Here is a 1,680-nt window from a genome sequence, read left to right on the forward strand (position 1 = left end):
ATGATTTCTTTGCGCTTGGTGGCAACTCGTTGGTGGCGACGCAGGTGGTGTCGCGTTTGGGTCAGGCTTTGGATGCTTCTGTGGGTGTGCGGGAGTTGTTCGAGGCGTCGACGGTAGAAGGTTTGGCCGCACGGATCGGCGAACTCGTCGGCAGGGGAGCGCTTTCCGCGCTGGTACCGCAGACGCGTCCGGCGCAGGTGCCGCTGTCGTTCGCGCAGCAGCGGATGTGGTTCCTCAACCGCTTCGATACTGCATCAACTGTCAACAACATCCCCGTGGCTGTGAGGTTGGCCGGCAGCCTGGACGTCGACGCTCTTAGTACCGCGATTCTGGACGTCATCACACGGCACGAAGCGCTTCGCACGCTGTACCCGGAAATCGAAGGCATCGGCTATCAGCAGATCCTCGAACCTGAATCTGTCGAGCTTGCACTCGACGTAGTGCGGATCGACAACGAGCAGTTGAACGCCGAACTGTATACGTTCTTTGCCGAGCCCTTCGACGTCACTGTCGAGGTTCCTTTGCGGGCCAAGCTGTTCCAAGTTGCTGACAGCGAGTTCGTGCTTTCCTTCGTGATTCACCACATCTCGACCGACGGCTTCTCGATGGGCCCGTTGACTCGCGATGTGATGACCGCCTACTTCGCACGTAGCAATGGACAAGCTCCGGTGTGGACGCCGTTGCCGGTGCAGTATGCCGACTACGCGTTGTGGCAGCGCGAGGTTCTCGGTTCCGAGGATGACCCGGAGTCGATCGTCGCAAAGCAGATCACCTACTGGTCCGACACTTTGGCGGATCTGCCAGAGCAGTTGGACCTGCCGAGTGATCGCACACGTCCCGAGACCGCTTCGGGCAGTGGAGCGAACCACACGTTCGAGATCGATCCGCAGTTGTGGGCCGAAGTCGAAGCAACCGGCACGGCCGCCAACGCGACCCCGTTCATGGTTGTCCATTCGGCATTGGCCGTATTGCTGGCACGGATGTCCGCGACCACCGATATCGCGATCGGTGCACCGATCGCGGGCCGCGGCGAAGCGGAACTCGATGACCTGATCGGGATGTTCGTCAACACGCTGGTGTTGCGTACCGAGGTCGATCCGTCGATGTTGTTCACGGATCTGTTGGCTTCTACGCGTGAAGTGGATCTGCAGGCGTTTGCGCATGCCGATGTTCCGTTCGAGCGACTGGTCGAGGCCCTTGATCCGGTTCGGTCACAGGCACACCACCCGCTGTTCCAGGTTGCTTTGACATTCCAGAATCTCGGCCAGAGTGCTCTCGAATTGCCCGGCCTCACTGCCGGCGCAGTCGAATTTGATGCGGCAGTTGCCAAGTTTGATCTCCAGTTCACGCTCGAGGAGTCCGACGAGAACAGCATGTCCGTCACTCTGACGTATGCCACGGATCTGTTCGACGCGTCGACGGCTGCCACACTCGCGGATCGATTCCTTCGGATTCTCCGCGGAGTAGTGGCGGATCCTGCAGTGGCTGTCGGTGATGTCGATGTGCTCGTCGAGGGCGAACGAAACCTACTGTCGGAGTTCAGTGCAAGTTCCGCTGATTCCGGTGTGGAGTCGACGTTGCCGGCGTGGTTCGACGGTGCGGTGGCGCGGTTCGGTGATCGGACTGCGGTGCGGTTCGGTGACGAGACGCTGACGTATGGCGAGTTGTCGGATCGGGCGA

General features: G+C 60.3%; 1 protein-coding gene. It reads left to right on the forward strand.

The genetic code is table 11. From position 1 onward, the window contains the following. Positions 1-1,680 (forward strand): condensation domain-containing protein (locus MTX36_RS29370; protein WP_243623183.1); only part of this gene is annotated, 1,680 nt, incomplete at both ends.

This window comes from Rhodococcus sp. ARC_M6 (assembly GCF_022810305.1).
GTDB lineage: Bacteria > Actinomycetota > Actinomycetes > Mycobacteriales > Mycobacteriaceae > Rhodococcus_F.